Genomic DNA, 23,184 nt, shown 5'->3' with positions numbered 1-23,184 from the left:
TATCGTGATGCCATGACCCTAGCGTATCGATTGTCGATATGGCGCCGTCGGCGGACCGACGACGCCTCCACACCACGACGGACGGCGTCGCGCGCCGTCACCGTGCTGACCGTGCTGGCCGCCGTGGCCGCCCTGCTCGCCGGGACCGGTGCGCTCGTCGCGGACAACATCCTCGTCCCCGTCACCGGGCAGGCGGCGACCACCGCGAGCGACGACGGCCGCCACCTGCTGGGCGGGACCACGACCTCGACGCTGACGATCGTCGAGCCCACGGCCGGCGAGCGCCTGTGGGTGTTCGCCCCCGCCGTGGCGTGGTGCCTCACCGCGGTCGCCTGCGGGCTGCTGCTGCGCCGTGTCGTCCGGACGACCGAGACCGGCGACGCCTTCCACCCCGACAACGCGCGGCACCTGAGGCGGGTCGGCACGGTCGTGCTGGGCGGGGGCCTGCTCGCCGCGGCCGTCGCGACGGCCGGCCATCTCGTGCTCGTGCGCGACGCCGTCGCCGCCGGCTCCCTCACGGCACCGGGGGCGACCGTCCCGGCGGGCGAGGTCGTCGTGCCCGTGACGGCGTTCGCGGTGGCCGCGACCCTCTGGGGGGTGGCGGTGCTGCTGCGGCACGGGGCCGCCATGCGGGACGAGCTGCGAGGACTGGTGTGATACCACGCGACGACGCCACGGACGGCCCCCCGCACCGCGTGGTGGCCCACCTCGACCGGCTCCTCGAACGTCGCGGGCTGACCCTCGCCCAGCTCGCCGAGTCCGCGGGCGTCACCGTGGCGAACCTCTCGGTGCTCAAGAACAACCGGGCCCGGGCGATCCGCTTCTCGACGCTCACGGCGGTCTGCGACGCGCTCGGGTGCCAGCCCGGCGACCTGCTCAGCGTGGACCCCGGCCCGGACGGCGAGGGCGACCGCCGCGACGGAACCGACGGCACGGACGGCCGCTAGGACAGAGCACGAAGGCCCCCGTCGCCGGAGCGACGGGGGCCTTCGGGTGGTGCGCCATCAGGGACTCGAACCCCAAACCCGCTGATTAAGAGTCAGCTGCTCTGCCAATTGAGCTAATGGCGCGACACGACGGCGTCGAGTGCTCGATGCCGGCCGCTGTGCGCGCGGAGACCACGTCGTGAGCTCCGCGTGCGTGGTGCGCCATCAGGGACTCGAACCCCAAACCCGCTGATTAAGAGTCAGCTGCTCTGCCAATTGAGCTAATGGCGCGTAGCGGTATGGAACTCTACCAGCACCGCGGCGCGGGGTGACAACCGGATCTCGCCGCGCGGTGTGTGACCTCCGCGACAGCGGCGCAGGTCACAGGTACAGACCCGTCGCCCCGCCGTCGTCGGACCGCTCGGCGACGGCGTGCACGTCGCGCTCGCGCAGCAGCACGTAGTCGGTGCCACCCAGGTCGACCTCGGCGCGCTCCTCGGGGTCGTAGAGGACCCGGTCGCCGACCTCGACCTGGCGCACGTGCTCGCCCTTGGCCACGACCTTCGCCCACGCCAGCCGCTTCGGACCGCTGGCGGTGGCCGGGATGACGAGCCCGGCCGAGGACTGCCGCTCGGCCGAGTCGACCTCGGGGTCGACCAGGACCCGGTCGTGGAGCATGCGGATCGGCAGCGGTTCGACGGCCTGCTCGCCGTCCCCGGCCGCGGTGGGAGGTGCTGCGGGACTCACGAGGTCCACGCTACGCGAGAACCGTCCGCGCACCGCATCGCCCGACGTCGTCGCGCGACCTGCGGATAGGCTGAGCGACGGTCCCGTCCCCGCAGCACCAGGAGCACCCGTGACCCGTCTCGCCACCGGCGACACCGCCCCCGACTTCACCCTCCCCACCGCCGACGGCAGCACCGTGTCGCTGGCCACGCTGCGCGAGAGCGCCGAGCAGGGTGTCGTCGTGTACTTCTACCCCGCGGCGATGACGCCGGGGTGCACGAAGGAGGCCTGCGACTTCCGCGACTCCCTGGAGGCGCTGCAGGGGGCCGGGTACGCCGTCGTCGGCATCTCCCCCGACGAGCCGGCCAGGCTCGCCACCTTCGCCGAGCGCGACGGCCTGACGTTCCCGCTGGCCTCGGACCCGGACCACGAGGTCCTGGAGGCCTACGGCGCCTGGGGCGAGAAGAAGAACTACGGCCGCACCTACGTCGGCGTCATCCGCTCGACGGTGGTGGTCGGCACCGACGGGACCGTCGAGCTCGCCCAGTACAACGTCAAGGCGACCGGGCACGTGGCACGGCTGCGCACGAAGCTGGGGATCGACGCCGCCTGACCCGGGCACGCCGCCCCGTAGGATCGGGGTGGCCACGCGCGAGTGGCGGAACAGGCAGACGCGCCAGGTTTAGGTCCTGGTGTCCTCGGACGTGCGGGTTCGACTCCCGCCTCGCGCACCATCCCGCGCCGCGCGGGCCGTCGCGGCGTACCGTCGAGGATGACGGCGCGCACGCGGCGCGAGCCGTCGCGGCGGTGAAGGGAGCGACGTCATGTCCACGCTGAGCGCATTCCTCAAGGCCCGGATCTCCGAGCTGCTGGAGCACGAGGGCAAGCACCGCGGGGAACACGGTCACGTCCCGCTCACCCCCGAGCGCGAGGCGGAGCTGCGCGAGCTCCACGCCCACGCCGACCAGTACGAGCAGGGCCTGTTCGGTCCCGCGCAGGCCTCCTGGGCCGAGGGGCTGATGCGCGAGAGCGCGGCGGACTTCTCCGACCACCCCGACTACCGCGACGAGTGGCGACCCTGACGACCCGCTCTCGAGCCGGGTGGCGCCCCGACGGGTCACCGCACCCTGCTGACCTGCACGCTCCCAGGGACTGAGACATTGGTTGCACGTGTCACCACCGTGTCACTAGGGTCGTGGGATCGCTCCCACGCGATCGTTCGGAGCCGGTGACGACGCCGGCGAGGCTGCCGACGGTCGTCGAGGCCGAGCGACCGACCGATGAGGTGAACGATGACGTTCTGGAACTCCGCCCGGCGTCGGCGCACTGCACGGATCGCGGTGCCCGCGCTCCTGCTGGCCGGCATCGTGTCCGCCACCGCTCCCCCGGCCTCGGCCGACGTCGTGGACGTGGGGTCGGGCAGCTACACGACCGACCCCGTCGGGCCGACGCCCGAGGGCTGCGCCGCCGTGACCGCTGACGCCCGCGCCTTCGTCACGCCGGACGCGCCCAGCACGCCGCTGCCCACCAACGACTGGTGGTCGTCGCTGGCGTACAAGTTCTCCGACTGCCGCTTCAGCACCCCGCTGCACGCCCACCCGGCGTCGTTCAAGCCCACGAACACGGGCCTCGGCATCGGCTACACCACCGAGCCGACCCTGAGCACCAACGAGTACCACTACGCCTACTCCCAGGACGTGCTCGCGGGCGTCAGCGGGCTCTCGGCCCAGGACGTCAAGGTGGCCGACTGGACCGACTGGACCGTGACCCCCGTGTGGGACGACGGGCAGCAGACGCTGCGCGCGACCATCGGCCACGGACTACCGATCTCCTGGTTCGAGGCGACCGGCGGCGACGCACAGCTGACCACGCAGGGCCCGGCGTCCGTCTGGCTCGACGAGCCCGGCCGCATCGGGTTCACCTCCGGCGGCAGCGACTACCTCGCGGTCGCACCCGAGGGCGTGAGCTGGGGCGTGCGCGGCCGCTCGGTCACCGCGCCGACGCAGCGGTACGCCGTCGCCGTGATGCCGGACGTCAGCACGGCGCAGCGCGACGCGCTCGTGGACGACTACACCGCGGCGGGGCGCGCCCCGGTCACGTCGACCCGCATGGACTACAGCTACGACGAGGCCGCCGGCCAGGTCACCACCACCTACACGTTCGAGACGACCCCGTGGCCGGGTGCCACCGACGCCGGCACGGTCGCCGCGCTGTACCCGCACCAGAGCGCGTACCTGCAGGGTGCGACGCCCGCGACCGGCACGTACACCTCGGCGCGCGGTGACATGACCGTGCTCACCGGCGTCGACTCGTTCACCACGGCCACGCCGTTCGGCGGCGTCCTGACGGAGGTCCCCGCCGTCGCGACGGGCACCGGGGCCGAGCAGGCGGAGCTCGAGGCCCTGCTGGACCAGATCTCCGACCCGCTGGACCTCCAGCGGACCGACACCTACTGGACGGGCAAGGCGCTCGGCCGGGCGACCCGTGTGATCGAGATCGCCGACCAGCTCGGCCGCACGCAGCAGCGTGACGAGGCCCTGGCCTCGGTGCGCTCGGTGCTCACCGAGTGGTTCACCGCGACGCCCGGCAAGACCGAGCAGGTGTTCGGCTACGACGCCGAGTGGGGCACGCTCATCGGCTACCCCGGCTCGTACGGCTCGGACACCGAGCTGAACGACCACCACTTCCACTACGGCTACTACATCGCGGCCGCGGCGACCCTCGCCCGGTTCGACCCCCAGTGGGCCTCCGACTACGGCGGCATGGTGGACCTGCTCATCCGGGACGCGAACAACTACGACCGCACCGAGACGCGGTTCCCGTACCTGCGCGACTTCGACATCTACGCGGGTCACGACTGGGCCTCCGGGCACGCCGGCTTCAACGCCGGGAACAACCAGGAGTCAAGCTCCGAGGGCATGAACTTCGCCGGTGCCCTGGTCCAGTGGGGCGAGGCCACGGGTGACACCGCGGTCCGCGACGCCGGCGCCTACCTCTACGCCACGCAGGCCGCGGCGATCGAGCGGTACTGGTTCGACTCCGAGGGCACCACGTACCCCGACGCGTTCGGGCACCCCGTGGTCGGGATGGTCTGGGGCGACGGCGGCGCCTACGCCACGTGGTTCAGCGGCGAGGCCGAGATGATCCAGGGCATCAACACCCTGCCGATCACCGGGTCCCACCTCTACCTGGGCACCTCGCCCGAGACGGTGCGCGCCTCGTACGACCACCTGGAGCAGGTCAACGGCGGCCCGCCGACCGTCTGGCAGGACATCCTGTGGCAGTACCTGGCCCTCGGCGACGGGGACCGCGCCCTGTCCCTGCTGCAGTCGACGACGTTCACCCCCGAGGAGGGCGAGACGCCGGCGCACACCTACCACTGGATCGCGAACCTGGCCGCGCTCGGCACGGTGGCGACCGACGTGCACGCCGACGACCCGATGGCGGCGGCCTTCGACGGGACGGGCGGCCGCACCTACGTGGCGTCGAACGTCACGGCGACGGACCAGACGGTGACCTTCTCCGACGGCACCGTCGTCGACGTGCCGGCGGGCCAGGTCGTGGCCACCGGCGCCCGGTCGTTCAGCGGGGGCGGCTCGACTCCCTGACGCCACTGCGCTGAGACGACGAACGGCCGCCCCGGGACCTGTCCCGGGGCGGCCGTTCGTCGTGCGGTGGTCTCAGTTCTGCTGCTGACCGTTCTCCGCGGCGGCGATCTGGGCGCGGACGTCGTCCATGTCCAGGTCCTTGACCGCGTCGACGACCTGCTTGAGGGCGGGCGCGGGAAGCGCACCGGCCTGGTTGAAGACCATGATGCCCTCGCGGAACGCCATCAGGGTCGGGATGGCGCTGATGCCGGCGGCAGCGGCGATCTGCTGCTGAGCCTCGGTGTCGAGCTTGCCGTGCACGACGTCCGGGTGCTCCTCGCTCGACGCCTCGTAGACGGGCGCGAACTGGCGGCACGGGCCGCACCAGGAGGCCCAGAAGTCGACCAGCACGATGTCGTTGTCCTTGATCGCCTGCTCGAAGGTGGAGTCGGTGAGCTCGACGGTGGCCATGCGAAGTCCTCTCGTTGGGATGTGCTGCTACGGGTGCGAGCAATAAAACCCCACTGGGTATTCCCGGCCCGTCGCGTCCGGCCTCCGACCAGCAGATCACACCTGCGCAGGCCCCAGCCACCGCGCGACTGGTAGAAACGAGGGGTGACCGACACCGCCGAGTTCCCGCCGGACGACGACAACGGGCCCGAGTCCGCCCCCACCGGCTGGCTGACGCCCGAGGACCTCGCCGCCGTGCGCGCGCAGCTGCCCCTGGTGTACGTCGACGCCGTCCCGGTACGCGTCGACGACTCGGGAGACGTCGTGGCCGTCGGGCTGCTGCTGCGCGCCAGCCCGCTGGGCAACATGACCCGCGCTCTGGTCACCGGACGGGTGCTGTACCACGAGCGGGTGCGCGACGCCCTGCTGCGACACATCGAGAAGGACCTCGGGCCCGTCGCGCTGCCGCGCGTGCCGGCCTCGCCGCAGCCGTTCACGGTCGCCGAGTACTTCCCCACCCCCGGGATCACCCCGTTCCACGACCCCCGCCAGCACGCCATCTCACTGGCCTACGTCGTGCCCGTCACCGGGGACTGCCGACCCCAGCAGAACGCCCTGGACCTCGCCTGGCTCACGCCCGAGGAGGCGTGCAGCGACACCGTGCAGGCCGAGATGGTCAACGGCCAGGGCACCCTGGTGCGCCAGGCGATGGCGCACGTCGGACGTCTCGACTGACCCGGCCCGGGAGCGGGCGGCCCGCCGTCAGCCGAGGTCGAGGACCGGCCAGCCGGCCAGGTCCGCGCGCATCCGCCGGTCGTGGGTGGCCACGACGACGGCCGCCGGGGTGCGCTGCAGCGCCGGCGTCAGGGCGTCGACCAGGTCGACGGACAGGTGGTTCGTGGGCTCGTCGAGCACGAGCAGGTGCGGGGCGTGCAGCAGCGCCAGCGCCAGGTCCAGACGGCGCTGCTGTCCCACGCTGAGCTCGGTCACCGGCCGGTCCAGCTCGTCCTCCGTGAGCAGCCCCAGCGCCGCGACGGGCACCACGTGGTCCGGGTCGAGCTCGCCGCGGTCCAGGAGCGTCAGCGCCTCGGCCGCGTAGGTGTCGAAGCCGCTCCGCGCGCCGTCGGGCACCCGCCCCTCCTGCGCGACGGTGCCGAGACGCACCCCCGGCCGCAGCGTGCGGGTACCGCGGGCCAGCGTGCCCGTCCCGGTCAGCGCCGACAGCACGGTGGACTTGCCCGTGCCGTTGGGCCCCACGACGAGGAGCCGGCCCGACGGCGGGATCGCCAGCCGCGTCCCGGGCAGGTCGAGCATCAGGCCGCCGTCCGGGGCCACGACCCGGGGCGAGCGCAGCTCGACCAGCGGGTCGCCGGGGTCCCAGCCCGGCGACATCGCCGGCAGGTCCGGGAAGGCCAGCTCCAGCGGCGGGGGCGGGACGTCGAGCGCCTCGGCCTCCAGCTTCTCCACGAGGCGGTCGGCCGCCTTGACGTGGATGCGGGCTCGCGTCCCGCGGCGGTGCTTCTGGGAACCCTTGGGCGGGCGCCACTCGTCGGAGAGCCCCTCGTAGGACCTGTCCCGGCGGAACCACAGCGTGGCGGCGCGTTCCTGCTCCGCCCGGTAGCGCTGCTGCCAGCGGGCGAGCATCTGCGCCTTGCCGAACCGGTAGGCGTGGTAGCCGGGCTGCCCGTACAGCACGGGCCGGCCGTCCATCGAGGGGTCGAGGTCGTAGACGGCGGTCACGACGTCGTCCAGCAGCTGCCGGTCGTGCGTGACCAGGACGACGCCGCCGCGCCACGTCCGCAGCTGCTCGGTCAGGTAGTCGACGCCGGAGTCGTCGAGGTGGTTGGTGGGCTCGTCCAGCAGCAGCAGGTCGGCCCGTTCGGCGAGCCGGCACGCCAGCCGTACGCGGTAGCGCTGCCCGACCGACAGCGTGTCGAGCCGGCGGGCGTGGTCGCGGACGGCACCCAGCCGGGTCAGCGCCTCGTCGACGCGGCGGTCGGCGTCCCACGCCGCGAGGTGCTCGACCCGGCCCAGCAGCTCCCCCAGCGCGCGCAGGTCGCCACGGTCGTGGTCGAAGGCCTCGGCGGCCCGCTGCAGGTCGGTGGCGAGCGCCCGCAGGTCGGCGAGGGTGCCGGCGACGAGGTCGCCGACGGTGCGGCCCGCCGCCTCCGTGAGCTCCTGGGTCACCAGCGCCACCGACCCGTGCCGCTGGAGTCGTCCGCCCTGGAGCGGCAGGGTGCCGGCGAGCAGGTGCAGCAGCGTGGACTTGCCGGACCCGTTCTCCCCCACGACGCCCAGGCGCACGCCGTCGGAGACGCGCAGGTCCACGCCCCGGAGCACGAGGTGCTCCGGGTAGGCGTAGGAGAGGTCGGACGCGACGAGCTGCACCGGACCAGCCTAGGCACGTCGACGTGGGCACCCGACCGCTGGGCGGCCCGGCGACCGCTCGCAGGTCGGCGATGCGAGTGTCCCGGTGATGGAGTGTGCTGTGGTCAGGCCGCCGTGTCCGGCGGCAGGCACCCGAGAGGACCCAGCACATGAGCGGATCGGACCCGGTGATCGAGGTCGTCGGACTGACCAAGTCCTACGGCAGGTTCCCGGCGCTGCGGGGACTGGACCTGCAGGTGGAGCGGGGCCAGGTGCACGGTTTCCTGGGCCCGAACGGGGCCGGGAAGTCCACGACGATCCGGGTGCTGCTGGGCCTGCTGAAGGCGGACGGCGGCACCGTCCGGATGCTGGGGCAGGACCCGTGGTCGGACGTCGTCGCGCTGCACCGCCGCCTCGCCTACGTGCCCGGCGACGTGTCGCTGTGGCCGGGCATGACCGGCGGTGAGGCGATCGACCTGCTCGGCTCGATGCGGGGCGGCCTGGACGAGACGCGGCGCGCCGACCTGGTCGAGCGGTTCGAGCTGGACCCGACCAAGCGGGGCCGGCAGTACTCGAAGGGCAACCGGCAGAAGGTCGCGATCGTCGCGGCCCTGGCGTCGGACGTCGAGCTGCTGATCCTCGACGAACCCACCAGCGGCCTGGACCCGTTGATGGAGGCCGTGTTCCAGGAGGTCATCGGCGAGGCCGGGCAGCGCGGGGCGACCGTGCTGCTGTCCAGCCACATCATGGCCGAGGTCGAGACGCTGGCCGACCGGCTCAGCATCATCCGCGAGGGACGGATCGTGCAGACCGGCACCCTCAAGGGGCTGCGCGGTGACGTGCGCACGACCGTGCGCGCGGTGCTCGAACGGGCTCCCGCGATCGACGAGCTGTCCTCGCTGCACGACGTCCACCTGGACGGCGACCGACTCACGGCGACGGTGGAGTCCACCCGGATCGGCGAGGCGATGACCTTGCTCACCGACTACGGTCTGGTCTCGCTCACCGTCGAGCCGCCGTCGCTCGAGAGCCTGTTCCTGCGCCTGTACGAGGACGAGCAGGCGTCCGCCCCGACCGGGACGACGACCAGCGGCGAGACCGGGACCGCACCGTGAGCACGACGGCCACGGCCCATCACCCGGCGCACGCACAGCCCCGGGGCGGCCACCTGACCGGCACCGCTCCGCTGCTGCGCACGTCGCTGCGGCACGACGGGCGGCTGCTCGCCCCGTGGATCGCGATCGCCACCCTCTTGTCCGCCTCGTCGGTGCTGGTCTACCCCTGGGTGTTCCCCACCCAGCAGAGCCGTGAGGGTCTGGCGGCCGCGGTGGGGTCCAACCCCGCTCTCGGCCTGATCTTCGGCCCGGCCTACGACCTGTCCACCGCGGACGGTTTCAACGCCTGGCGCGCCCTGGCCCTCGGCGGCTTCCTGTCTGCCCTCGGTGCGATCTTCGCGGTGATCCGGGCCACCCGGGCCCAGGAGGACTCCGGCCAGGCCGAGCTGCTCGCGTCCGGCGTGCTGGGGCGCGGCAGCCGGCTGCTGACGGGCGCCGCGATGGCGTTGATCGGCTCCCTCGTGCTGGGCGTGGTCGCCGCTCTGGTCACCGTGCTGTGCGGCGGCGGGTGGGAGGCCACGCTGCTGCTGGGTGCCACCTTCACCGCGACCGGCTGGATGTTCACCGGCGTCGCCGCGGTGACGGCCCAGCTCGGTGCCGACGCCCGCACCGCCAGCTCGATGGCCGTGGGCACCCTCGGGGTGCTGTTCGTGCTGCGCGGTTTCGCCTACTCCGTCGACGCCCCGGGGTGGACCTCCTGGGTCAATCCCCTGTCGTGGATGACCGAGACGCGTCCCGCCAGCGGGAACACCTGGTGGCCGCTGGCGCTCGCCGTCGCCCTGACCCTGGTGCTGCTCGCCGTCGCGTTCACCCTCCAGGCCCGTCGCGACTTCGGCCAGGGCACGATCACCCCCGGCCCCGGCCCGGCCCGCGGGAAGGACACCACGGCCTGGCGCCTGGCCGTGCGGCTCAACCGCGGCCCCCTCGTCACCTGGGCCCTGGCGTCCCTCATGCTCGGCGTCGTCTTCGGCTACCTCGCCACCTCGATCACGGACATCTTCGGCGCGGACCCGGCCGTGCAGCAGATCCTCGCCGCCGGCGCCACGAGCCCCGACGAGCTCACCTCGGCGTTCGTCGTCACGATCCTCAGCCTGGTCGGCATCATCGCCGCCGTCCCCGGTGTGCAGATCATGCTCAAGGTCCGCAGCGAGGAGACCGTCGACCGCGTCGAGCCGATCCTGGCCACCGCCGTCTCACGGACCCGCTACTACGCACGTCACGTGCTCCTCGCCCTGGGGGCGTCGAGTCTGTACGTCCTGGTCGCGGGGGCGGTCATCGGATGGCTCGCCGGCACCGCCGACATCGGCGTCGGCGTCGGCGACGTCCTGCGCCAGGCCGTGGCCACCGTGCCCGCCGTCTGGACGGTCGTCGCGGTGTCCGTCGCCGTCGTCGGCGCCCGGCCGGCCGTCGCCCTCGTCGCCTGGGTCGGCGTCCTCGTCTCGTTCCTCCTCACCCTGCTCGGCCCGACGTTCGGCCTCGACGACTGGGTGCTCGGCATCAGCCCCTTCTGGCACGTCCCGGACGTCAGCGCCGCGGACGTCGACCTCACGGGGCTGGCCTGGATCAGCCTGGTCACCGTGGGGTTCCTCCTCGTCGGGTTCGTCGGCTTCCGCCGGCGGGACCTGGCCCGGTGACCGCCCGCGCCGAGGTTCCGGCGGCGCCACGATCCGCCCGTCCGCGCGACGCTGACCTGGACGCCGCGTCCCGGGGTCAGCCGCCGAACCGCTCCACGAGCCCGGCCAGGGTCGGCACACCGCGCGACGTGGCGCGCCGGGCCCCGGCCGCCTCCAGGGCCGGTGTCCCGTTGCTCTGCCGGTCGCGGTCGTTCTGCACGACCGCCCAGCCCGGTCCGCGGTCGACGACCGCGCACCGGCGGCGTCCCGCCTCGTGGGCCAGGACGTCGTCGGCGATCACCGTGGTGCCCGGGAACAGCGTCAGCTCGCAGCGGTGAGCGTCCGGTCCGGCGTGCCGGTCCACGACCTGCTCGAGGAACGCGAGGGGCCGCACCAGGACCAGGTCGTGATAGGAGGTGCGCACGGCCAGCGCGGTCAGGACGTCGTCCACCACGGCGTCGGGGTCGTCGCCCGCGAAGACCACCGTGCCGTTCGACCGGTACGGCTCGGCCACGGCGGCGCCGGCCTCGGCGAAGACCGCCCGCAGGTCGGCCGTCGTGGGCTGCGAACGCTGACCCTGGTTGAGATTCCGGAAGAAGGCCACGTGCACGCACCCATCCTGCCTGAGCGGTCCGCTCTGACCCGACGCGTCCGGGCCCGGACCCCACGCGGGGTCCGGGCCCGGACGTCGAGCACGGGGACGACGTCCCCTCGCGCGGTCGTCAGACCGGAAGCGGAGGGCGCGCAGCGCCCGTGAGCGCGACCGCGCGAGGGGACGTCATCCCGTGCACCACTACTCGGTCTCCGCCACGGGGGACGTCACCCGGCGCGCCGGGTACCGCAGCTCCTCGACCATCTCCTGCACGTGCTCCGTCGGTGGCGTCGTCAGCTGCGAGACGACGACCGTGACGACCACGTTCACCAGCGCGCCCAGCGCGCCGATGCCCTCCGGCGAGATGCCGAACAGGAACTCGTGCGACGACGTCCCGAACACCTCGAGGGTGTAGATCATGTACGCCCCGGTGAACGCCAGGCCGGAGATCATGCCGGACGCCGCCCCGACGGCGTTGGCGCGCTTCCAGAAGATCCCCAGCACGAGGATCGGGAAGAACGTCGACGCCGCCAGCCCGAAGGCGAAGGCGACCACCTGGGCCACGTACGCCGGCGGGTTGATGCCGCCGTAGATCGCCACCAGCACCGCGGCACCCATCGCGATCCGCCCCACGAGCAGGCGGCGCGAGTCCGACGTCGGCTTCTTCACGACCCGGAAGTACAGGTCGTGCGACACCGAGGAGGAGATGACGAGCAGCAGACCGGCCGCCGTCGACATCGCGGCGGCCAGGCCACCGGCCGCGACCAGCCCGACGATCGGTGCCGGCAGCCCGGCGATCTCCGGGGTGGCCAGCACCAGGATGTCGTTGTTGACGACGAGGTCCGCCCCCGAGGCGGGGTCGTTGCTCAACGTCGTGATCGTCGACGCGGAGTCGGAGACGGTCACCAGCCCCGTGGCGGCCCAGTTGTTCACCCAGGCCGGCAGGGCGTCCACCGCCACCCCGTTCACCGACTGCATGAGGTTCAGCTTGGTGAACGCCCCCACGGCCGGGGCCGTGGTGTACAGCAGGCCGATGAACACCAACGCCCACAGCGCGCTGAACCGGGCACCGCGCACCGACTTCGTGGTGTAGAAGCGGATGATGACGTGCGGCAGACCCGCGGTGCCGATCATCAGCGACAGGGTCACCAGGAACACGTCGAGCTGGGGCCGCACGGCGAACGCCTCGGTGTACTGCTCGAGGCCGAACTCCTGGCTCAGCGCGTTCAGCTCGTCGAGGATCTGCCCGAACGTCACCTGCGGCACCGGGAAGCCGGTCATCTTCTGCGCGATCGTCCACGCCGGGATGAGGTAGGCGACGATCATCACCGTGTACTGGGCGACCTGGGTCCAGGTGATGCCCTTCATCCCGCCCAGCACCGCGTACAGGAAGATGACGCCCGCGGCCACGGCCACGCCGCCCTCGATCGTGAGGTTGAGGAACCGGCTGAACACGATGCCGCCGCCGCGCATCTGACCCACCACGTAGGTGAAGGACACGATGATCGCGGCCACCGCCGCGATGAGCCGTACGTACTCCGAGTACCGGTCGCCGACGAACTCGGGGACGGTGAACTTGCCCCACTTGCGCAGGTACGGGGCGAGCAGCAGCGCCAGCAGCACGTAGCCGCCCGTCCAGCCCATGAGGTAGACGGAACCGTCCGACCCCAGGAAGGCGATGAGGCCCGCCATGGAGATGAACGACGCCGCGGACATCCAGTCGGCGGCGACGGCGGCACCGTTCGCCACGGCGGGGATGCCCTGGCCCGCGACGTAGAAGCCCTTGGTCTCGCGGACGCGGCTGCGCCACGCGATGGTCAGGTAGGTCCCGAAGGACAGACCCACGAAGACGAGGGTCCAGATCTGGATGTCGCTCACAGCCGCCGGCCCTCCTCGTCACGCTCGGCCACGCCGTACTCGTCGTCGAGCCTGTCCATGCGCAGCGTGTACACGAGGATCAGGACGATGAACGTGTAGATCGAGCCCTGCTGGGCGAACCACAGCCCCAGGGGGAAGCCGAAGACCTCGATCGTGTTGAGCTGCTCGATGAACAGGATCCCGCACACGAACGAGACCAGGAACCAGATGCTGAGCAGCACGATCATCAGCCGCAGGTTCTTCTTCCAGTACTCCTGGCGCCACCCGTTGTCGGGCGGTGGCCCGGGATCCGGCGAGCTGCCTCGCTCGGTGTCGACCATCGGACGCTCCCTTCGTCGCGTTCCCCCGGACGTCGTCGTCCGGGGCACGTCCGTCCTCGTACGCACCCGAGCGAAGCGCAGCGGTGACCGCGGTCACAAGACCTTCACACCCCGGCGGCAGGGTCCGTCCCGCGAACGGTCGGCAGACGGCGCCCACCGGTCGCCCCCGCGCGACCGCACCGCTCGGGCGGCCCGACCGACCGCCCGCGGGACGAACCGTGCCGCTCACCGACTCCCGGGCTCCCTCCCGCCGTCCGGGACCTACAGTCGGACCCATGGCCTCGACGACGAGCACCTCCCTGGGCAACCTGCTGCGCGCCGGCGGACGCACGCCGGCCCGACGGACCCGGGTCTTCCACCCGGGCAGTCTGGGCATGCTGCTCGGGGCGCTCGCCGTGATCGTCGGCAGCCTCCTGCCCTGGGTCATCACCCCGGTCGGCACCCTGAGCGGCACCGCCGGCCCCGGGCTGTGGACGCTGTGCGCAGGGTTCGTCGCCGTGGCCGGCGCGGTGATCCCGCGCCGCTGGGTCGCGATCTCCCACAGCCTCGTCGCCGGCACCTCCGTGGCCTTCGTGGTGGGCTGGCAGCTCGTGCGGCTCGGCGAGGTCAGCGCGGCCACGGACTCCTGGGGCCAGGCCATGCCCGGCATCGGCCTGGTCATGGCGGCCGGTGGTGCCGTCGTGCTGCTCGCCACGGGTGTCCGGGTGCTGCGCTCCCCCGCCGTCGCCGCGTCATGACCCGGCGGGGCGCCCCGTCCGGCTCTTCCCCGCCGGCCCGGCGCTCCGTACAGTGCTCGGTCATGGACGACGACGTCGGCACGCGGGACACGCCCGCCGAGGTGGATGCGACCTTCCGCACCCTGCGACGCGTCGCCGTCGGCTACTTCGTCGTGTTCCTGCTCGGCGTCGCGGCCTTCCCGGTGCTGACGCTGACCCTCGACTGGTGGTCGCAGGCACGCCTCGTCGGCGGCATGAGCCCGGGCTTCCTCGTCGCCGCCTTCGGGCTGTACGGCTTCTTCGCCGTGCTGGGGATCGCGGCCGCCCGGCTGTCCTCGGCCGTGGAGCACCGGATGCTGGGCGAGGCCGCCCAGCCCGCGGACGACACCGTGGACGAGGAGGACGCCCGGTGACGCTGGCCAGCGGTCTGACGCTGACCGTCGTCCTGGCCCTCGTGTCGGTGGTCGCGCTGGTGATGCGCCCTCGCGGGACGTCGACCGTCGACTTCTACCTCGCCGGGCAGCGCGTGGGCGTGGCGACGAACGCGTGGGCGATCTGCGGCGACTACTTCTCCGCCGCGTCGTTCCTGGGCGTGGCCGCCGCGGTGTACGCCACGGGCCTGGACGGCGCCTGGTACGCCGTGGGCTTCGCCGCCGGGTTCGTCCCGGTGCTGCTGTTCGTCGCCGCCCCGCTGCGCCGGTTCGGCGAGTTCTCCATCCCGGACTTCCTCGGCCGGCGGCTCGGCTCGGAGCGGGTGCGGCTCGTCGCGGTCGGCGTGGTCCAGCTCGTGATCCTGTCCTACCTGGTCCCGCAGACGGTCGGGTCCGGCATCACCTGGGAGCTGCTGGTCGGTCAGGGCGTGGCCGGGCTGAGCCCGTACGCCACCGGCATCGTGGTGTCCACGGCGGTGGTGGCCGCCCTCGTCTCGTTCGGGGGCATGCGGGGCACCACGTGGACGCAGGCGGTGCAGTTCCTGCTGCTGCTCGGGGCGCTGCTGTGGCTCGCCGCGACCGTGATCGGCGAGGGCTTCCACTACGGCGACGCCGTGGAGCAGATCTCCACGGCGCCGCTGGGGAACCCGGCGCCGGACGGCGGGCTGGCCACGGAGCCCAACGCCCTGCACCCGGGCGAACCCGCGGTGTTCGGCGAACCGGGTGCCCGCTACGACGTGCTGGGCCAGATCGCGCTCATGGTCACGCTCGCGATGGGCACCGCCGGGCTGCCGCACGTGATGAACCGGTACTTCACCTCCCCCACCGGCAGCGCCGCCCGCACCACCACCGTGTGGGTGCTGTGCCTGGCCGGGGTGTTCTACGCCGTGGCGGTCATGCTGGGCACCGCGGCCCGCGAGATCGTCCCTGGCGCCGTGGCCGACAACCCGTGGCTCGACGAGCTCACCGTGGACGGCGTGCTGACGGTCCCCGAGCACGCGCTGCCGGTGCTGGGCCGGATCTACGGCGGCGACGCGGGGCTCGGCGTCGTCGCGGCCGGTGCCCTCATCGCGGTGCTGTCGACCATCGCCGGTCTGCTGCTCGCCGCGGCCGCGTCCTGGGGCCACGACGTCTACGAACGCCACCTCAACCCCCGCGCCACCCAGCGGCAGGCCGTGCGCGCCGGGCGCATCACCACCCTGGTGACCGCCGGCACGGCGGCCGGGATCGGGCTGGTGCTGCGGCCCGAGGCCTTCGCCGCCTCGACCCCCTCGATCGTGGCCACGATGGTCACGTGGGCGTTCGCGGTGGCCGGCTCCGCGCTGACCCCCGTGTTCCTGCTGTCGATCTGGTGGCGCCGCACCACGGCGGTCGGCGCCGTCGCCGGGATGACCACCGGCGTCGTGGTCGTGATCGCGATGCTGACCGCCGGGACGGTCGCCGACGGCTCCCCGTGGCCCGACCTGCTGCTCGCCCCGACCCTGCTGGCCGCACCGCTGACCACCGTGGTGACCGTCGTCGTCTCCCGGTCCACCGCGCCGCCGCCCGACGTCGAGCGGTCGTGGCTGATCATGCACGGCACGGCAGCCGACCGGCACACGCAGGCGCTGGCCCGGCTCGTCCTCGCCGAGTCGCGCCGACGGCGCCGGGAGGTGCGACGTGCGCGGCGGTAGCTGGCTGCTGGCGGCGGTGCTCGTGGCGGCCTGGGGGCTGGTGTACCTGGTCACCCAGGTGCTGGTCACGCCCCCGCTCGGCGTGCTCGCGACGATGGTCGCCGGTCTCGTGGTGAGCACCGTCGTCGTCCTGGGCTACCCGTCGGCCCTGCGCGGGCCGCGGTCCGGGTCCGGCACCCGCACGCGGGCCTGGCGCCCGGGGGCCCGGCCGCAGGACCCCCGCGGCCTGCGCGACGGTCTGACGATCGCCGCGGCGGGCCGGTCCGTCCCGCTGCGCAACGGGCTGACCCGGGACGCGGCCCGGCGCACCGCCCAGCTCATCCGGCCGCTGCTCGGCGGGGACTCGATCGCCATCACCGACACCGAGCAGGTGCTCGCGTTCGTCGGCCCGGGCAGCGACCACCACAAGGTCGGCCAGGCGATGCAGACCCGCGTCTCCCGGCTCGCGCTCGGCAAGGGCCGCACCGTCGTCGTGCACGCCCGCGAAGGCATCGGCTGCCCCGAGCCCGGCTGCCCCCTGCGCACCGCCGTGGTCGCCCCGCTGGCGGTCGCCGACCGGATCGTCGGCACCCTGAAGGTCTACCGCACCCAGGACGAGCCGGCCCCGCGGGTGCTCGTGGACGACATGGCCTCCATGCTGTCGCTGCACCTGGAGCTGGCCGAGATGGACCGCGAGCGCCACCTCGCCTCCGACGCCCAGCTCGACGCCCTGCGGGCGCAGATCAACCCGCACTTCTTGTTCAACATCCTCAACACCATCGCCTCCAAGTCCCGCACGGACCCGGACGAGGCCCGTCAGCTCCTGCTGCGGCTGAGCGACTTCTTCCGCTACGCCGTCCGCCAGGACGGGCACTTCGCGGAGTTCAGCCAGGAGTACTTCTTCGTGCGCACCTACGTGTCGCTGGAGCAGGCGCGGTTCGGCGACCGGCTGCGGGTGCGCTACGACATCGACCCGCAGGTGCTGACCTCGCGCGTGCCGGTGCTGGTCATCCAGCCGCTGGTCGAGAACGCCGTCAAGCACGGGATCGCCGACTCCGTCTCGGGCGGCACGGTGCACCTGCGGGCGCGCGTGGACCCGCTGACCCGCACGACCTCGATCCGGGTCAGCGACGACGGCGTCGGCATGCCGCCGGAGACGCTGGAACGTCTCCTGGCCGGCCGGCGACCCGACCCCGCGGCGTCGGGCGCGCACCACTCCGGGGTGGGCATGTGGAACATCTCCCAGCGCCTCGACGCGTTGTTCGGGGACCGGTACTCGTTCGACGTCGCCTCGCGGCCGGGCAAGGGCACGACCGTCGACCTGCGGATCCCGCTAAGGTGACGCCCGTGCGACCGAAGGCGCTGATCGTGGACGACGAGGCCCCCGCCCGGGCCGAGCTGCGCTACCTGCTCGAGGAGGTCGGCCAGGTCCAGGTCGTCGGTGAGGCCACCAACGGCGAGGAGGCCCTGCTGCTGCTGGGCTCCCTCGACTACGACCTCGTGCTGCTGGACGTGCGGATGCCCGGCGGCTCCGGGCTCGACGTCGCCGCCGCCCTGCGGGACCGTCCCCGCCCGCCCAAGGTCATCTTCACCACCGCGTACCCGGACCACGCCGTGGACGCCTTCGACCTCGCGGCCGTGGACTACCTGCTCAAGCCGTTCGACGCCGACCGGCTGCAGCGTGCCCTGGAGCGCGCCCTGCGCACCGACGGCGGAGGCACCGCGGAGCCGGCCGCCGACCGGGGCGACGACAGCGCGACGAGCCCGCCGCCCGGTCCGCGCCCGCCGTCGGGCGGCGAGGCCGACACCCTCGTGCGCATCCCCGTGCAGCGTGACGGCCGCACCGTCCTGGTCGACGGTGCCTCGATCGTGTACGCCAGCGCGGCCCGCGGGTACTCCTACCTCAAGCTCGCCGACGAGCGGCTGCTGGTCACGATGTCGCTCAACGAGCTGGAGCGACGCCTGCGCGGGCACTTCTTCCGGGCCCACCGGTCCTACCTGGTCAACCTCGACCACGTGCGCGAGCTCGTCCCGGACTTCCAGGGCTCTCTCGTGGTCGTCATGGACGACCGGCAGCGGTCCCGGGTCGAGGTCTCGCGGCGTCACGCCCGCGAGCTGCGGCGACGGTTCGGCATGTGACGCGGGCCCGACGGGTGCCCGGCCCGCCCCGTTAGGGTGAGGGCCATGACCACGCGTGCAGACGGCCGTACCCCTGACCAGCTCCGCCCGGTGACGATCACCCGCCACTGGAGCGAGAACGCCGAGGGCTCGGTGCTCATCGAGTTCGGCAAGACCCGCGTGCTGTGCACCGCGTCGCTGACCGCGGGCGTTCCCCGCTGGAAGAAGGGTTCCGGCGAGGGTTGGGTGACGGCCGAGTACGCGATGCTGCCGCGCGCGACCAACGAGCGCAGCCCGCGCGAGTCCGTCAAGGGCAAGATCGGCGGCCGCACGCACGAGATCTCCCGTCTCATCGGCCGCGCGCTGCGCGCCGTCGTCGACGTCTCGGCGCTGGGCGAGAACACGATCGTGCTGGACTGCGACGTGCTGCAGGCCGACGGCGGCACCCGCACCGCCGCGATCACCGGCGCGTACGTGGCGCTCGCCGACGCCGTGGAGTGGGGCACCCGGCACGGCGTCATCACCCCGGGCGGCAAGACGGTCCTGACCGGGTCCGTGGCCGCCGTGAGCGTCGGCATCATCGACGGCACCCCGATGCTGGACCTGCCCTACGTCGAGGACGTGCGCGCCGAGACGGACATGAACGTCGTCACCACCGGTGACGGCGCCTTCGTCGAGGTCCAGGGCACCGCGGAGGGCGTCCCCTTCCGTCGGGACGAGCTGGACGCGCTGCTCGACCTCGCGGTGGCGGGCACCACCGAGCTCACCGCCGCCCAGCAGGCGGCGCTGGCCGAGGGCGCCTGAGGTGGCCGGCGCCCCGGCGTCGGCCCGGCTGGTGCTGGCCACGCACAACCGCAAGAAGCTCGTCGAGCTGCTGGCGATCCTGCACGCCGAGCCCGGGCTGGCCGACCTGCCCGACGACGCGGTCGTCACCGCCGGGGACCTGGACGCCCCTGAGCCGGTCGAGGACGGCGTGACCTTCGCCGAGAACGCGCTGATCAAGGCGCGCGCCCTGGCGTCCGCGACGGGGCTGCCCGCCGTCGCGGACGACTCCGGGCTCAGCGTCGACGTGCTCGGCGGAGCCCCGGGGATCTTCTCGGCCCGCTGGGCGGGCCGCCATGGTGACGACGCGGCGAACCTGGAGCTGCTGCTCGGTCAGCTCGGCGACGTGCGCGACGAGCACCGTGCGGCGGCGTTCGTCTGCGCGGCCGCCCTGGTGACCCCCGACGGCCGCGAGGAGGTCGCGATGGGCGAGATGCCCGGGGTGCTGGTGCGCTCCCCGCGCGGCACGGGCGGGTTCGGGTACGACCCGATCCTCGTGCCGGTCGAGCAGCCGGCCGGCCCGGACGGCGCCCCTGGCAGGCGCACCTCGGCGGAGCTGAGCGCCGCCGAGAAGAACGCGATCTCCCATCGCGGCAAGGCGTTGCGCTCCCTGGCCCCGGCGATCGCCGCCGCGCTGCGCCCCTGACCCCGCCGGTCGCCCGTCGCTGTGGGCATGAAATCGGCAGCTCGACCCGGGGGCGAGCTGCCGATTTCATGCCCACAGCGTCCCGGGTGGTCAGGACGTCTGGCGGCGGCGCTGGGCGAGAGCGGCCAGCAGCCGCCAGCCGATCATCGTCAGCGCCAGGAACACCGCGGTGACCAGGCTGAACGACCAGGCGAAGCCCCCGGTGAACAGCGGGCGCAGCAGCAGGCCGAGAGCCGCCGTCGCGAACCAGATCGCCACGCCCGTCGGCCACGGCTGCGCGGGCGCCAGCCACCCGCGGGTCGCGAGCCAGCCGACGGCCAGCCCGATCACGAACGGCGCGGCCACGGCCACCACGTGACCGGCCGACCCCGCCGAGGCGTGGCTCGCCGTGCCGACGAGGGTGAAGGCCAGCACGCACACGAGGTCGGCGATCACGGCCGGCCAGACGGGAAGCTTCTGCACGGCGTCGAGCGTACCCACCCGCCGGCTCAGAGCGTGTGGACGCCGCCGGCGACGGCGAGCTCCGTCGGGCCGTCGAACACGCCGCGGGCCTCGGCGAGCGTGTCGGCCGGGTCGGTCCACGCGGGCAGGTGCGTCAGCAGCAGCCGGCCGACAGCCGCCTCGGCGGCGACCTTCCCGGCGCGCCGGCCCGTGAGGTGGATGCCGCGCTCCACGCCGTCGTCACGTCCCTCGAGGAACGCCGCCTCGCACAGCAGCAGGTCGGCGCCCCTCGCCCCCTCGACCAACCCGGGGCACATGTCCGTGTCCCCGGAGAACACCAGGGTCGCGGACTCCCCCGCACGGTCCGACGACGGCCCGGTCACCCGCACGCCGTAGGCCTCGACCGGGTGGTTGACGCGGAAAGGCTCCAGCGTCATCGGGCCGACCCGGACCGGCGACCCGGGCTCCCAGGTGCGGAAGGCGTACTCGGTGGCCATGTCCTCGCCCGGTTCGAGCCCGTACATCGCCGCGGCCCGCTCGCACGTCGCGGACGGCCCCAGCACCGGCAGCTCGCGCGGGACCCCGGTGCGGACGACGCCACGCTCCGGGTGGTACTTGAGGTACACGTACAGCCCGCTGAGGTCCGAGCAGTGGTCGGGGTGCAGATGGGACAGGCCGATCGCGTCGAGGTCGGCCGGGTCCACGTGACGCTGCAGCGGACCCAGCGCACCCGACCCCAGGTCGAGCACCACGTTCCAGGTCCGCTCCGCGTCGTCGGCCTGCACCAGGTAGCAGGACGCGGGCGAGTCCGGCCCCGGCAACGAGCCGGAGACACCGACGGTCACGAGTCTCATGCAGCCTCCACGAGGTCGACCTCCGGTCCGAGGAACCGGCGGGCCAGGTCCGCGAACGGTGCCGGGCTCCCCGTCGCGGCGAAGCGGTGCTCCGGCGCGGGCGCGTCCAGCGACCGCTCCAGGTCGTGCGCCACGAGCTTGCGGTACACGTCCAGGGCCGTCTCCTCCGCCGAGGACACCAAGGTCACGTCCTGTCCCATCACGTACGAGATCGGGCCCGCCAGCAGCGGGTAGTGCGTGCAGCCCAGCACCAGGGTGTCCACGCCGGCCGCCCGCACCGGGGCGAGGTACTGGGTCGCGATGTCGAAGACCTCCGGTCCCGACGTCGTGCCCTCCTCGACCAGCCGGACGAACTCCGGGCACGCCTGGCTCGTCACCTCGATCCCGGGGGTGACGGCGAAGGCGTCGTCGTAGGCCAGCGAGTCCACCGTCGCCTTGGTCCCGATGACACCGATCCGACCGGAGCGGGAGGCGACGACGGCCCGGCGCGCCGCCGGCAGGATCACCTCGACCACGGGGATGCCGCGGCGGACGGTGTACCGCTCGCGCGCGTCCCGCAACGCGACCGCCGAGGCGGAGTTGCAGGCGATGACGAGCATCTTCACGCCGTCGTCCACCAGCCGGTCCATCACGGCGAGCGCCATGGCACGCACGGCGGCCAGCGGCTTGGGCCCGTACGGGCCGTTCGCCGTGTCGCCGATGTAGTGCAGGCGTTCGTGCGGGAGCTGGTCGAGGATCGAGCGGGCGACGGTGAGACCGCCCACCCCGCTGTCGAAGATCCCGATCGGGGCGTCGTTCACGGCTGGCAGCCTAACGTCGCGACGTCCTGAGCACCGGTTTCGTGATCGGAGCCACGCGTGGCACGCACCACAGCACCGGGCCGCCGACGGCCCTCAGTCCGTGCCGCGGCGGGCCCTGAGGTCGGCGAGGAGCTCGTCCATCAGGGACTCCTGGGCGAACCCGGCCGCGACGAACACCCCGCCCCAGTAGACGCGCTGCTCGGCGTCGAACCCCGAGGCCTCGTCCGGGTCCCGGTCGTCGCCGTGCTCGTCCTCGGACATCAACCCCGACATGACCTCGTCGTGCAGCCGTTCGACGTCGCCGTCGTCGTCGAGGCCGAGCCGCTCGGCGAGCACGAGCCGCACGTCCGTCAGGGCGGCGGCGAAGTCCTGGGCGCCGTCGCGCTCGACGAGCACCTGGTCGCCGTCCCCCGGGTCGGTGACCGGTTCGACGGACGGGTCGACGGTCTCGGCGAACCCCCGCAGCCGGGCGACCTTGCCCGCGGCCAGGTCCGTCTGGGTCAGGTGGCGGAACTCGGCGGCGACCTCCTCGTCCTCCCGGTGGGCGTCCGGCAGCAGCCGCTGGACGGCCGGGTCGCGCGGGACGCGAGCGACCCCCGTGAAGGCGACCTCGGCGGACTCCGCGGCGTCCTCGGGGAGCCCCGAGTCCGCGCTGAGCAGGTCGGCGACGTCGCGGGCGACGCGCGCCAGCACCTCGCGCTCGACGGGCTCCCAGGTGGCGACGTACCCGGCAGGGGTGGACCGGAACGGCGTCATGCCCCCTCCCCTGCCGCGCCCGGCGCGTCCGACTGCTGCATGGTGGCCCACAGGCCGAACCCGTGCATCGCCTGCACGTCGACCTCCATGCGCTCCTTCGGGCCGGTCGACACGACCGCCCGGCCCTCGTGGTGCACCTGCAGCATCAGGGTGCGTGCCTTCGCCTCGGGGTACCCGAAGTAGCTCTCGAAGACGTACGAGACGTAGCTCATGAGGTTGACCGGGTCGTTCCACACGATGGTGACCCAGGGGTCGGCGAGTCCGAACACCGCCTCGGTGCTGGTGTCCTCCTGCGTCGCCGCTTCCGTCATGCCACCACCCTACGGGGACGGCCGCGCGGGGGCGGGACCGCACGCGCCGCACCCGTTCCTCCT

At 73.2% G+C, this 23,184-nt stretch carries 26 protein-coding genes and 3 tRNA genes; 16 read left to right on the top strand and 13 right to left on the bottom strand.

All coding sequences use genetic code 11. The features are described from left to right. Window positions 1–12: 12 nt before the first annotated feature. Both Q6347_RS10140 and Q6347_RS10135 read left to right on the top strand, forming a co-directional pair. The gene (locus tag Q6347_RS10140; protein ID WP_304603549.1) at window positions 13–657 is read left to right on the top strand and encodes a DUF2975 domain-containing protein; all 645 of its coding nucleotides are present in this window, start codon (window positions 13–15) and stop codon (window positions 655–657) included. Beyond that, window positions 657–947, top strand: coding sequence for a helix-turn-helix transcriptional regulator (locus tag Q6347_RS10135; RefSeq protein WP_304607413.1), 291 nt, complete (start codon window positions 657–659; stop codon window positions 945–947). Before Q6347_RS10140 ends, Q6347_RS10135 begins: the two co-directional genes overlap by 1 nt. Before the next feature lie 47 nt (window positions 948–994). Here Q6347_RS10135 and Q6347_RS10130 read toward each other — a convergent pair. The 3 genes from Q6347_RS10130 to Q6347_RS10120 all read right to left on the bottom strand — a co-directional run bounded on the left by Q6347_RS10130 (window position 995) and on the right by Q6347_RS10120 (window position 1,604). After that, window positions 995–1,070, bottom strand: a tRNA-Lys gene (locus Q6347_RS10130). 71 nt (window positions 1,071–1,141) lie between these two features. Next, a tRNA-Lys gene (locus Q6347_RS10125) sits at window positions 1,142–1,217 on the bottom strand. A gap of 90 nt (window positions 1,218–1,307) precedes the next feature. After that, entirely contained in the window at window positions 1,308–1,604 is a 297-nt protein-coding gene (locus tag Q6347_RS10120; RefSeq protein ID WP_304603803.1) for a co-chaperone GroES, read from the bottom strand. A gap of 178 nt (window positions 1,605–1,782) precedes the next feature. Here Q6347_RS10120 and bcp point away from each other — a divergent pair, with 178 nt between their 5' ends. From bcp to Q6347_RS10100, 4 genes are all read left to right on the top strand, one after another. Then, window positions 1,783–2,265, top strand: coding sequence for a thioredoxin-dependent thiol peroxidase (bcp, locus tag Q6347_RS10115; RefSeq protein ID WP_304607279.1), 483 nt, complete (start codon window positions 1,783–1,785; stop codon window positions 2,263–2,265). Between the two features lie 36 nt (window positions 2,266–2,301). Then, window positions 2,302–2,386: transfer RNA gene (locus tag Q6347_RS10110), tRNA-Leu, on the top strand. 90 nt (window positions 2,387–2,476) lie between these two features. Continuing rightward, window positions 2,477–2,734 (top strand): hypothetical protein, encoded by a 258-nt coding sequence (locus Q6347_RS10105; RefSeq protein ID WP_171247534.1) that lies wholly within the window; start codon window positions 2,477–2,479, stop codon window positions 2,732–2,734. Window positions 2,735–2,944: 210 nt separating this feature from the next. Then, window positions 2,945–5,260 carry a glycosyl hydrolase gene (locus Q6347_RS10100; RefSeq protein WP_304607278.1) on the top strand — a complete coding sequence of 772 codons (2,316 nt, stop codon included), beginning with the start codon at window positions 2,945–2,947 and terminating at the stop codon, window positions 5,258–5,260. A 72-nt stretch (window positions 5,261–5,332) separates the two neighbouring features. Here the strand turns inward: Q6347_RS10100 and trxA are convergent, their stop codons facing one another. Then, the gene (trxA, locus tag Q6347_RS10095) at window positions 5,333–5,710 is read right to left on the bottom strand and encodes a thioredoxin (RefSeq protein ID WP_171247532.1); all 378 of its coding nucleotides are present in this window, start codon (window positions 5,708–5,710) and stop codon (window positions 5,333–5,335) included. Between the two features lie 144 nt (window positions 5,711–5,854). On the opposite strand from trxA, the gene Q6347_RS10090 reads away from it, so the two are divergent. Continuing rightward, entirely contained in the window at window positions 5,855–6,424 is a 570-nt protein-coding gene (locus Q6347_RS10090) for an NUDIX hydrolase family protein (RefSeq protein ID WP_171247531.1), read from the top strand. Between the two features lie 27 nt (window positions 6,425–6,451). Here Q6347_RS10090 and Q6347_RS10085 read toward each other — a convergent pair whose 3' ends face one another. Continuing rightward, window positions 6,452–8,077, bottom strand: coding sequence for an ABC-F family ATP-binding cassette domain-containing protein (locus Q6347_RS10085; RefSeq protein WP_304607277.1), 1,626 nt, complete (start codon window positions 8,075–8,077; stop codon window positions 6,452–6,454). A gap of 149 nt (window positions 8,078–8,226) precedes the next feature. Between Q6347_RS10085 and Q6347_RS10080 the strand changes: the two genes are divergently transcribed. Both Q6347_RS10080 and Q6347_RS10075 read left to right on the top strand, forming a co-directional pair. Then, on the top strand, window positions 8,227–9,171 hold the full coding sequence (locus tag Q6347_RS10080; RefSeq protein ID WP_304607275.1) for an ABC transporter ATP-binding protein: 945 nt from the start codon (window positions 8,227–8,229) through the stop codon (window positions 9,169–9,171). Next, window positions 9,168–10,805: an ABC transporter permease gene (locus tag Q6347_RS10075; protein WP_304607273.1), complete on the top strand. Its 1,638-nt coding sequence runs from the start codon at window positions 9,168–9,170 to the stop codon at window positions 10,803–10,805. The genes Q6347_RS10080 and Q6347_RS10075 overlap by 4 nt, the downstream gene beginning before the upstream one ends. Before the next feature lie 76 nt (window positions 10,806–10,881). Here the strand turns inward: Q6347_RS10075 and Q6347_RS10070 are convergent, their stop codons facing one another. The 3 genes from Q6347_RS10070 to Q6347_RS10060 all read right to left on the bottom strand — a co-directional run bounded on the left by Q6347_RS10070 (window position 10,882) and on the right by Q6347_RS10060 (window position 13,574). Continuing rightward, window positions 10,882–11,394, bottom strand: coding sequence for a DUF1697 domain-containing protein (locus Q6347_RS10070; protein ID WP_304607272.1), 513 nt, complete (start codon window positions 11,392–11,394; stop codon window positions 10,882–10,884). A gap of 183 nt (window positions 11,395–11,577) precedes the next feature. Further along, the gene (locus Q6347_RS10065) at window positions 11,578–13,254 is read right to left on the bottom strand and encodes a sodium:solute symporter family protein (protein ID WP_304603542.1); all 1,677 of its coding nucleotides are present in this window, start codon (window positions 13,252–13,254) and stop codon (window positions 11,578–11,580) included. Next, a complete protein-coding gene (locus Q6347_RS10060; RefSeq protein ID WP_171247526.1) occupies window positions 13,251–13,574 on the bottom strand; it encodes a DUF4212 domain-containing protein in 324 nt (107 codons plus the stop codon). The genes Q6347_RS10065 and Q6347_RS10060 overlap by 4 nt, the downstream gene beginning before the upstream one ends. Before the next feature lie 275 nt (window positions 13,575–13,849). Here Q6347_RS10060 and Q6347_RS10055 point away from each other — a divergent pair, with 275 nt between their 5' ends. The 7 genes from Q6347_RS10055 (at window position 13,850) to rdgB (ending at window position 19,959) form a co-directional block, all read left to right on the top strand. Further along, window positions 13,850–14,311: a hypothetical protein gene (locus tag Q6347_RS10055; RefSeq protein ID WP_246246648.1), complete on the top strand. Its 462-nt coding sequence runs from the start codon at window positions 13,850–13,852 to the stop codon at window positions 14,309–14,311. Window positions 14,312–14,373: 62 nt separating this feature from the next. Beyond that, window positions 14,374–14,703 (top strand): hypothetical protein, encoded by a 330-nt coding sequence (locus tag Q6347_RS10050; RefSeq protein ID WP_171247525.1) that lies wholly within the window; start codon window positions 14,374–14,376, stop codon window positions 14,701–14,703. Continuing rightward, the gene (locus tag Q6347_RS10045; RefSeq protein WP_304607271.1) at window positions 14,700–16,394 is read left to right on the top strand and encodes a cation acetate symporter; all 1,695 of its coding nucleotides are present in this window, start codon (window positions 14,700–14,702) and stop codon (window positions 16,392–16,394) included. Before Q6347_RS10050 ends, Q6347_RS10045 begins: the two co-directional genes overlap by 4 nt. Further along, complete coding sequence (locus tag Q6347_RS10040) at window positions 16,381–17,715, top strand: histidine kinase (protein ID WP_304607270.1); 1,335 nt, start codon at window positions 16,381–16,383, stop codon at window positions 17,713–17,715. The genes Q6347_RS10045 and Q6347_RS10040 overlap by 14 nt, the downstream gene beginning before the upstream one ends. A 5-nt stretch (window positions 17,716–17,720) precedes the next feature. After that, the gene (locus tag Q6347_RS10035; protein WP_304603539.1) at window positions 17,721–18,512 is read left to right on the top strand and encodes a LytTR family DNA-binding domain-containing protein; all 792 of its coding nucleotides are present in this window, start codon (window positions 17,721–17,723) and stop codon (window positions 18,510–18,512) included. Between the two features lie 45 nt (window positions 18,513–18,557). Further along, window positions 18,558–19,295: a ribonuclease PH gene (gene rph / locus Q6347_RS10030; protein ID WP_304603538.1), complete on the top strand. Its 738-nt coding sequence runs from the start codon at window positions 18,558–18,560 to the stop codon at window positions 19,293–19,295. Between the two features lies 1 nt (window position 19,296). Beyond that, window positions 19,297–19,959, top strand: coding sequence for an RdgB/HAM1 family non-canonical purine NTP pyrophosphatase (gene rdgB / locus Q6347_RS10025; RefSeq protein ID WP_304607269.1), 663 nt, complete (start codon window positions 19,297–19,299; stop codon window positions 19,957–19,959). Between the two features lie 90 nt (window positions 19,960–20,049). Here the strand turns inward: rdgB and Q6347_RS10020 are convergent, their stop codons facing one another. The 5 genes from Q6347_RS10020 to clpS all read right to left on the bottom strand — a co-directional run bounded on the left by Q6347_RS10020 (window position 20,050) and on the right by clpS (window position 23,121). Continuing rightward, window positions 20,050–20,421 (bottom strand): DUF3054 domain-containing protein, encoded by a 372-nt coding sequence (locus Q6347_RS10020; RefSeq protein WP_304607268.1) that lies wholly within the window; start codon window positions 20,419–20,421, stop codon window positions 20,050–20,052. Between the two features lie 26 nt (window positions 20,422–20,447). After that, window positions 20,448–21,254, bottom strand: coding sequence for an MBL fold metallo-hydrolase (locus tag Q6347_RS10015; RefSeq protein ID WP_171247519.1), 807 nt, complete (start codon window positions 21,252–21,254; stop codon window positions 20,448–20,450). Continuing rightward, complete coding sequence (murI, locus tag Q6347_RS10010; RefSeq protein ID WP_171247518.1) at window positions 21,251–22,054, bottom strand: glutamate racemase; 804 nt, start codon at window positions 22,052–22,054, stop codon at window positions 21,251–21,253. Before murI ends, Q6347_RS10015 begins: the two co-directional genes overlap by 4 nt. A gap of 93 nt (window positions 22,055–22,147) precedes the next feature. After that, window positions 22,148–22,810, bottom strand: a complete 663-nt coding sequence (locus tag Q6347_RS10005; RefSeq protein WP_304607267.1) for a DUF2017 family protein — start codon at window positions 22,808–22,810, stop codon at window positions 22,148–22,150. Next, window positions 22,807–23,121: an ATP-dependent Clp protease adapter ClpS gene (gene clpS / locus Q6347_RS10000; RefSeq protein WP_304607266.1), complete on the bottom strand. Its 315-nt coding sequence runs from the start codon at window positions 23,119–23,121 to the stop codon at window positions 22,807–22,809. Before clpS ends, Q6347_RS10005 begins: the two co-directional genes overlap by 4 nt. Between the last annotated feature and the right edge of the window lie 63 nt (window positions 23,122–23,184).

The organism is Isoptericola sp. b408 (genome assembly GCF_030588085.1).
Classification (GTDB): domain Bacteria; phylum Actinomycetota; class Actinomycetes; order Actinomycetales; family Cellulomonadaceae; genus Isoptericola; species Isoptericola sediminis.
Note: the sequence above shows the minus strand (reverse complement) of the source record. Positions and strands in the feature narration are given on the sequence as shown.

Coding starts and splice junctions, on each gene's coding strand:
- Q6347_RS10105 (WP_171247534.1), top strand. CDS start 2,477: ATGTCCACGCTGAGCGCATTCCTCAAGGCCCGGATCTCCGAGCTGCTG.
- Q6347_RS10050 (WP_171247525.1), top strand. CDS start 14,374: ATGGACGACGACGTCGGCACGCGGGACACGCCCGCCGAGGTGGATGCG.
- Q6347_RS10140 (WP_304603549.1), top strand. CDS start 13: ATGACCCTAGCGTATCGATTGTCGATATGGCGCCGTCGGCGGACCGAC.
- Q6347_RS10060 (WP_171247526.1), bottom strand. CDS start 13,574: ATGGTCGACACCGAGCGAGGCAGCTCGCCGGATCCCGGGCCACCGCCC.
- trxA (WP_171247532.1), bottom strand. CDS start 5,710: ATGGCCACCGTCGAGCTCACCGACTCCACCTTCGAGCAGGCGATCAAG.
- clpS (WP_304607266.1), bottom strand. CDS start 23,121: ATGACGGAAGCGGCGACGCAGGAGGACACCAGCACCGAGGCGGTGTTC.
- Q6347_RS10055 (WP_246246648.1), top strand. CDS start 13,850: ATGGCCTCGACGACGAGCACCTCCCTGGGCAACCTGCTGCGCGCCGGC.
- Q6347_RS10100 (WP_304607278.1), top strand. CDS start 2,945: ATGACGTTCTGGAACTCCGCCCGGCGTCGGCGCACTGCACGGATCGCG.
- Q6347_RS10080 (WP_304607275.1), top strand. CDS start 8,227: ATGAGCGGATCGGACCCGGTGATCGAGGTCGTCGGACTGACCAAGTCC.
- rph (WP_304603538.1), top strand. CDS start 18,558: ATGACCACGCGTGCAGACGGCCGTACCCCTGACCAGCTCCGCCCGGTG.
- Q6347_RS10120 (WP_304603803.1), bottom strand. CDS start 1,604: ATGCTCCACGACCGGGTCCTGGTCGACCCCGAGGTCGACTCGGCCGAG.
- Q6347_RS10005 (WP_304607267.1), bottom strand. CDS start 22,810: ATGACGCCGTTCCGGTCCACCCCTGCCGGGTACGTCGCCACCTGGGAG.
- Q6347_RS10015 (WP_171247519.1), bottom strand. CDS start 21,254: ATGAGACTCGTGACCGTCGGTGTCTCCGGCTCGTTGCCGGGGCCGGAC.